Source organism: Neobacillus citreus (genome assembly GCF_018343545.2).
In the GTDB taxonomy this organism is placed as follows: Bacteria; Bacillota; Bacilli; order Bacillales; family Cytobacillaceae; genus Neobacillus; species Neobacillus citreus.
On sequence record NZ_JAGYPE020000080.1, the window covers coordinates 15,286 to 22,487 of the forward strand.

Sequence of the window (7,202 nt, forward strand, 5' to 3'; positions counted from 1 at the left end):
AAAAAATCGCCCGGGAATCCGTAGAGCAGGATTTTCAAATTATAGGACAGCAATACGGTGATCCCGATCGGGAAAAATAGAAAAACATACGCCAGTACGGCTTGAACTACCGAGATTCCCGTCATAATTCCAACAAATACGCTTGCTATATACAGGAGCAGCGTAATAACGATGATTGTGCCTGACCAGTAGAGTAGATCATGGATGGTGAACAAGCTGCCGAGGTCATAGGTGAAATGCATGATGTAGACGATTCCTGTTACGATGGCAACCGGCAGGATGAGCAGTACCATTCCTGTCAAAGCGTAATGGTGAAAAATCCGCTCCCTCTTTAACGGAAGACTGTGCATGAGGTCCGCTGCTTGTTTGACATGCAGGAACCGAAACAAAAAGACAGCCAAAATAACAGGGGCAATCGCAATCAGGAAAACCTGAATCTCGTAATCATATTGAAAAAGGTTGTTACGAGACTGATAGTATAAAAAATTATCAGAATCTGAATATAGAATTAATAGAATGCGAATCGGGAGCACAAACAGCAGACCAAGCAGGTAAATGACGGAAATCCAGCCTGTACTGCGTCCCATTTGCAGCATCAGTTCTTTATTAAACAACGACATTTTTGATGGCATAGCCGATATCCCCCATTTCGTAAATAAAGATTTCTTCAAGTGTTAGTGGGAGCAGGTCAAAAATGACGGGATGGGTCTCGATAATTTGTTTTGCTATCGCTGCCTCTTCACCCCTGACGATAAGCAGATGGACACTTCCCCGTTTTTCCGCATGAAGCGGCTTTAGTTTATCGAGCAGTCTATCTGGCAAGCCATTCTTATATGCAACTTGGACTTTGTGGACATTGGACTTTAGGTCATCCAGCTCTTTTTCGATTAAAAGTGTCCCTTTGTGAAGGATACCGATATGGTCGCAAATGTCCTCAATTTCCCGAAGGTTATGGGACGAAACGAGAATCGTCATTTCTCTTTCTGCCACATCTTGAATCAGCAGGTTCTTCACCTTTTTGCGAACAACCGGATCAAGGCCATCCATTGGTTCGTCGAGGATGAGAATGTCTGGTTTTGCCGCCAGAGCCATGATAAAGGCAATTTGACGCTGCCAGCCTTTGGAAAAGGATTGAATTTTCTTATTTACATCCACCTCAAACGCTTGGGCCAGATTCTTGAATCGTTCCTCATCCCAGCTTGGATAGCAGCTTCTGTAAAAGCGGGCCATTTGCTTGGTGGTGTATTGTGGGAAAACATATGGATGGTCTGGTATGTAAAATAGTTTTTCTTTGAGGTGGATATTTTCAAAAACGGGTAGCCCGTCAATCGTGACTTCCCCTTGCTCTTGCCGGTAAATACCCGCGAGGAGCTTGATGATGGTGGTCTTACCTGCCCCGTTTGAACCGATTAATCCATATATCGAACCTTTTTGAATGGTTAGGTTGACGTTTTCGACCGCGACGTGCCGATCAAATTTTTTAATTACGTTTTTCATTTCAATCATTACTTTTAGCCTCCCCCTTTTGAAGCATCAAGGTCTTGGATGAGAGAAATCAGTTCCTGCGCCGGAATCCCGAGGTACAAAGCCTCTAAGATTAATTTTTCCAGTTCCTTCTTCATTTCCACAATCTTCTCCTTGTCAATAGCTTTTTGGTTTGGATTGACAAAGCTTCCCTTCCCTTTGACAGAATAAATAAACCCCTGTGTTTCAAGCTCACGGTAAGCCTTTTGAATTGTATTTGGGTTGATGGAAAGCTCGGTTGCAAGCTGCCGGACCGACGGAAGCTGTTCATCGGGCTTGAGCAGCTCATTCATAATCAGTTCCTTCATCTTATCCACCAGCTGTTCATATATCGGTTTACGGCTCCTCATATCCAGCTCAAACATAACTGGGTGCCCCCAATCTGTATTAACTGTACTATCATACATAGTACACTATGATTATATTCCATTCCTTTCTAAAAAGGAAGCCCTAATTTGGTATTTGCAGGAAAAAGGTGACAGGCACCGCGCGTGGAGATTGTCCACCTGAGGCTGACAAAATGCAAAAACTGGATGCCCCTGTTTTGGGTCATCCAGTTCTTGTACTTGTTTTCTATGGTCTTTAGTTAGAAGCTGCTGTTTCTTATGATTAGTTTGGTTGGGAAGGTTATTTTTTTGGCAATGGTTCGGCCTTCGTTTCTTTCGAGGAGGGTGTCGACCGCCGTTTCTCCCATTTGTTCGGTATAGACTTTTACTGTGCTTAAAGCAGGAAAAACATATTTGGATACGCTAATATCGTTTATTCCGATGATGTTTACCCTTTCAGGTACGGAAATCCCCGCTTCAAGCAAGGCCCTAAGTGCTCCAATGGCAATCGGGTCATTACCGGCGAAAAAAGCTGTCGGCAGGCGGTCACCGTGATCCTCAATCGCCTGCTTCATTAGAGTGCAGCCTTGGTCCACCGAAAATCCTCCGATGTACATGAATTTCTCATCCAAAAGTCCTTTTCCTGTCAAATACCGCTTAAAGGCCAGTTCCCGCGAATCCTCGATGACAGTGGCTTGGTCTTTATAAGCTTCTCTTCCCCCAATATAGCCAATTTCCTTATGCCCTTTCTCCAACAGATAATCCAAAATTTTCATAGTGGCTCTTTCCATATCAACCACAACGGAATCATATTGATCCTCATCGGGAGAATAATCGACAAACACGATGTTTTCCGTTACAGAAGCCAGATCGCTGATCTGCCTGCTGCTAAATTTACCAATGGCAATCAGTCCGTGGATATCTTCTCCCTTCAATTCCTCAAAGCTATCCTGAAAGTATTTAATTACCTGAATCCCATGGTGCCGGCATCGGTTTTCCACTCCAAGACGAATGGACATGTAATACAAATCCTCTAGCTCTTCTTTTTCTGTATACCATTGAAAAAGAGCAATCTTTCCGATTTCGGTTTTCCGAACAACCGCTTTTTTCTTATAATCCAGCTCCTCTGCCACTTCAAAAATTCTCTTTTTAGTTTCATCGCTAACTGAAAGAGTCGTATCATAATTCAGCACTCTTGATACAGTGGCTATTGATACTCCCGCTTTTTTTGCAATATCCTTAATAGTTGCCATAAGTCAAACTCCTATTGTATTTGAAAAAAACCGATACTTCGTTTTTGAATAGTATACTTCCTCAGGATGTAAAATCACAGTGGGAAACCCCGGATGGTGAATGGCATCTGGAAGACCTTGCGTTTCAAGACACACACCCAAATAATTCCTTGCGCGGACACCTGATATCGAAAACGGACCTTCCAGTTGATTACTGGTATAAAGGACCACACATGGCTGGTCTGTTGTCACCCTAAGAAATCTGCCGCTTTCTTTATCACTCAACATGATTGTATTTTCTCCACTTTTTTTAAAAAGAAGCGGATGATCATAGCCGTTTCCAGCAAGCACGATTTGCGGATGGGAGGACTTCATTCCTGACAACAAGAAACGCCCCTGATTAAAATCAAATGGCGTATTCTTTGATTCCAGCATTTTCCCTGTAGGAATTAAATCTAGTCCAAGTTCTAAAAAGCGATCACTTTCCAATTGAAGGATGTGCTCAGAACAATCCCTTTTCAGATTGCCGCTTAAATTAAAATACGAATGGTTCGTTAAATTGATTAACGTCTTATGATCCGTTCGTGCTTCATAGCTGATGCTCAGCTCATTCGTATTGGATAAAAGATAGGTAACAGCAGTATCCAAATTACCTGGGTATCCCTCTTCTCCGTCCAAACTTCGATAGAAACACTTCAACCCGACCACATTTTCCTGTTCGATTTTTTCTGTTTTCCAAATTACTGAACTAAACCCCTTCTGCCCGCCATGCAGGTGGTTGGGATAATCATTAGCTGCCAGCAGGTACTCTTCTCCATCCAATTCAAACCGGGCATCCTTTATTCTTCCGGCCACTCTCCCAATTACTGCCCCAAAATAAGGCGACCATTCCAGGTAGTCCTCAAACCGATCAAAACCAAGGACAACATTTTCAAAATGGCCATTCCTGTCAGGAACAATAATTTTTGTAATAACGCAACCGTAGTTCAAACAAGAAACAGACATCCCGAAATCATTCGTCAATGTATACTCTATCACCCGCTCACCATCATAATTACCAAATTCCCGTTCAACTATTTTCATTGATTTACCACTCCATTTTCAAACTCAAGATATTGTTTGGATAAATCGATGAAACCCAGTTTTCCCCGCTTCATCCCGTTTAAAGACACCAGCGTCCTCTAATACTTTCAAAAACTTCTTGCCGACCTCTTCCCTAACCAAAGATTCTATGTTTGATTTGTTCGCAATTGGGGTTAATCGGTGTTTTAACTGCTCCGCCCATTCCAAATGGTAATCAGCCACTGCATTTGGCTTTCCGAGGATGTACTTTTCAACTTCGGACAGCTCATCCTTTAAACGGGCAGGCAATACAGCGAGCCCCATGACCTCAATTAACCCAATGTTTTCCTTTTTAATATGATGAACATCGGCATGGGGGTGGAATATTCCGAGCGGATGCTCTGCACTCGTCCGGTTGTTGCGAAGGACCAAGTCCAGTTCAAACAAGTTCCCTTTTTTACGGGCAATCGGTGTGATTGTATTATGAGGAGTCTCACTGGTCCAGGCAATGATACCAAGCGATTCGTCACTATAATTTTTCCACTTTGTTAAAATATGGACAGCAGCATCCGTCAGAGTGCTTATTTGCTCCGAACGGAGACGGATAACAGACATCGGCCATTTGACAACAGAGCCTTGAACATCCGGAAACCCGGCCATTTCAAAGCTCCAATCATCAGTTGCTTTCGCCATCGCAAATTCATAATTGCCGCCTTGATAATGGTCATGAGAGAGAATGGAACCGCCCACTATCGGCAAATCGGCATTAGACCCTAAGAAATAATGCGGAAACTGCTCGACAAAGGTTAACAATCTTAAAAACGTCTCTTGATTAATTTTCATATCTGAATGGGTTTCAGATATGACGATGCAATGCTCGTTATAATACACATACGGTGAATATTGCAAGTACCATATTCTGTCCAACAGATTCACGCGGACCATGCGATGATTGGAACGGGCCGGATGACCAATCCTCCCGGCATAGCCTTCATTTTCTATACAAAGGAGACATTTTGGATAGGCTGTTTGTTGCATCTCGCGCTCGCGGGCAATGCTATTCGGGTCTTTTTCTGGCTTCGAAAGGTTGATCGTAATATCCAGCCTTCCGTATTCCGTCTCCGCCTTATATTCGATATTTTTCCGAATCTGCTTCATCTGGATGTAGTTACTGTTTTTGCTTAGATCATAAAAATACTGAGTCGCCGCTTCCGGACTCTGTCTATAATTTTCATAAAATTTCTGATTGACCGTCGATGGCCGGGCGATGAAACAGTTCATAATTTTACTAGTAAAAATCTCTTTTTCATCAAAAATATCTTCAATGATTCCTTTCTCGCAGGCGTAATCTACGATCTCCTCTAACACATCGGGAATCTCAAGATTTGTTTCTCCTTCACATTCCGTAAACTCATTTAATTGTAATAGCGACAGGATTTGGTTACGGGCATAGATTTCGTCATCCCTCTCGATTAAATGAACAGCCAGGGCTTTACCAATTAGTTGTTGAACAAGTTGATTAATCATATTGTTCACCTTCATAACCATTTGGGTGATGCTGATGCCAATTCCAAGCATCGCTGATGATTTGCTTGATTGATGTTCTTGCCGGGTTCCAGCCGAGTACTTGCCGAGCTTTTTCGGATGAGGCGATTAAGGTGCTTGGATCACCTGAACGGCGTGCCCCAAATTGAACCGGAATATCAATACCCGTAGCCTCTTTGGCCGTTTCAATAATTTCATTTACGGAAAACCCTTGGCTGGAGCCGAGGTTAAAGATATTGCTTTGTCCGTAATTTTGTAAATACTTGAGGGCTAAAATATGGGCAGCAATCAAGTCCTCGACATGGATATAATCGCGGATACAGGTTCCGTCCGATGTATCATAATCATCCCCAAAAACGGTAATCGCCGGCCGCTTTCCTAACGCCGCTTCCAATACAACCGGAATCAGGTGGGTTTCTGGATTATGGTCTTCTCCAATTTGTCCGTCACTTCTTGCTCCTGCCACATTGAAATACCTTAAGGATACATACTTCAGGTCGAATGCCTTCTCACACCATGCCATCATTTTTTCCACAACCAGTTTGGTTTCTCCATACGTGTTAGTTGGCAGCTCCGCCGCTTCTTCTGCAATCGGCATTATTTCTTGTTCTCCATAAACGGCAGCTGTCGAAGAAAATACGATATGTTTCACGCCATATTCCTTCATCATTTCAAGAACAATTTGTGTCCCATGCACATTGTTGTCAAAATACTTCAGCGGTTCCAACATCGATTCTCCAACAAGGGAGTTGGCAGCAAAATGCATAATAGCCTCTACATTTTCCTTTTCAAAAACCGTCTTCATAAACTCCCGGCTTCGGATATCACCTTTATAAAAATGGGCTTTTGGGTGAATGGCACCCTGGTGGCCGGTTTGCAGGTTATCAATCACTGCCACTTCATAACCTTGGTCAATCAATTGGTACACAGCGTGCGAGCCAATATAGCCCGCCCCGCCTAAAACAAGAATACTCACTCCGCAACAGCCTCCATTTCGATTTCCTTTGCCCCCCCGCCAATGCCGGCAACATAGAAATCAGCCTTATAGCCAATCTTTTCAAAATACACCTCACCGACATTAGCGATAAAATTTCCAACCTCTTCATTAGCAACTATTGCAATCGCACATCCGCCAAACCCAGCACCTGTCATCCGAGCACCAAAGACCCCCGGCTGCTTCCATGCAGCTTCTACTAAACTATCAAGTTCAATTCCTGTGACCTCATAGTCCTCACGTAACGAGGCATGGGATTGGTTCATTAGCTGGCCAAACGCCTCCAAGTTGCCGGCTTTTAATTCTTCAAGTGCCTTTAACGTTCTTATATTTTCATAGATTGCATGCTTTGCACGCTTTCGAACCACTTCATCGGTAATAAGATGTTTGTTATCTTCAAATTCTCGTATAGACAGCTGCCCCAACGCATCAATTGGGAGTTCTTGCTGAAGCTGGCTCAGTGCCACTTCGCACTCGCCCCGGCGCTTATTGTATTTTGAGTCTGCCAACTCCCGGCGC

7 protein-coding genes and 1 pseudogene are annotated in these 7,202 nt (G+C 43.4%); all 8 read right to left on the reverse strand.

Going from position 1 to position 7,202, the window contains the following annotated elements; all coding sequences use genetic code 11:
• Window positions 1-632, reverse strand: a pseudogene (locus tag KHB02_RS26735) (multidrug ABC transporter permease); the annotation flags it as partial.
• A complete protein-coding gene (locus tag KHB02_RS26740) occupies window positions 607-1,506 on the reverse strand; it encodes an ABC transporter ATP-binding protein (protein WP_213147647.1) in 900 nt (299 codons plus the stop codon). The pseudogene KHB02_RS26735 and the gene KHB02_RS26740, both read right to left, overlap by 26 nt.
• 5 nt (window positions 1,507-1,511) lie before the next feature.
• Window positions 1,512-1,889 (reverse strand): GntR family transcriptional regulator, encoded by a 378-nt coding sequence (locus KHB02_RS26745; RefSeq protein ID WP_213147648.1) that lies wholly within the window; start codon window positions 1,887-1,889, stop codon window positions 1,512-1,514.
• A 221-nt stretch (window positions 1,890-2,110) separates the two neighbouring features.
• Window positions 2,111-3,103 (reverse strand): LacI family DNA-binding transcriptional regulator, encoded by a 993-nt coding sequence (locus KHB02_RS26750; RefSeq protein ID WP_213147649.1) that lies wholly within the window; start codon window positions 3,101-3,103, stop codon window positions 2,111-2,113.
• Between the two features lie 3 nt (window positions 3,104-3,106).
• Complete coding sequence (locus KHB02_RS26755; RefSeq protein ID WP_213147650.1) at window positions 3,107-4,165, reverse strand: aldose epimerase family protein; 1,059 nt, start codon at window positions 4,163-4,165, stop codon at window positions 3,107-3,109.
• Window positions 4,166-4,189: 24 nt separating this feature from the next.
• Window positions 4,190-5,671, reverse strand: coding sequence for a UDP-glucose--hexose-1-phosphate uridylyltransferase (gene galT, locus KHB02_RS26760; protein ID WP_213147651.1), 1,482 nt, complete (start codon window positions 5,669-5,671; stop codon window positions 4,190-4,192).
• Window positions 5,664-6,665 (reverse strand): UDP-glucose 4-epimerase GalE, encoded by a 1,002-nt coding sequence (gene galE, locus KHB02_RS26765; RefSeq protein WP_213147652.1) that lies wholly within the window; start codon window positions 6,663-6,665, stop codon window positions 5,664-5,666. The genes galT and galE overlap by 8 nt, the downstream gene beginning before the upstream one ends.
• A partial coding sequence (locus KHB02_RS26770) for a galactokinase (protein ID WP_476739053.1) occupies window positions 6,662-7,202 on the reverse strand: 541 nt, incomplete at its 5' end. The genes KHB02_RS26770 and galE, both read right to left, overlap by 4 nt.

Bases quoted from the DNA above. Each gene is read 5' to 3' on its own strand.
- KHB02_RS26740 (WP_213147647.1), bottom strand. From the start codon at position 1,506: ATGATTGAAATGAAAAACGTAATTAAAAAATTTGATCGGCACGTCGCG.
- KHB02_RS26745 (WP_213147648.1), bottom strand. From the start codon at position 1,889: ATGTTTGAGCTGGATATGAGGAGCCGTAAACCGATATATGAACAGCTG.
- KHB02_RS26750 (WP_213147649.1), bottom strand. From the start codon at position 3,103: ATGGCAACTATTAAGGATATTGCAAAAAAAGCGGGAGTATCAATAGCC.
- KHB02_RS26755 (WP_213147650.1), bottom strand. From the start codon at position 4,165: ATGAAAATAGTTGAACGGGAATTTGGTAATTATGATGGTGAGCGGGTG.
- galT (WP_213147651.1), bottom strand. From the start codon at position 5,671: ATGATTAATCAACTTGTTCAACAACTAATTGGTAAAGCCCTGGCTGTT.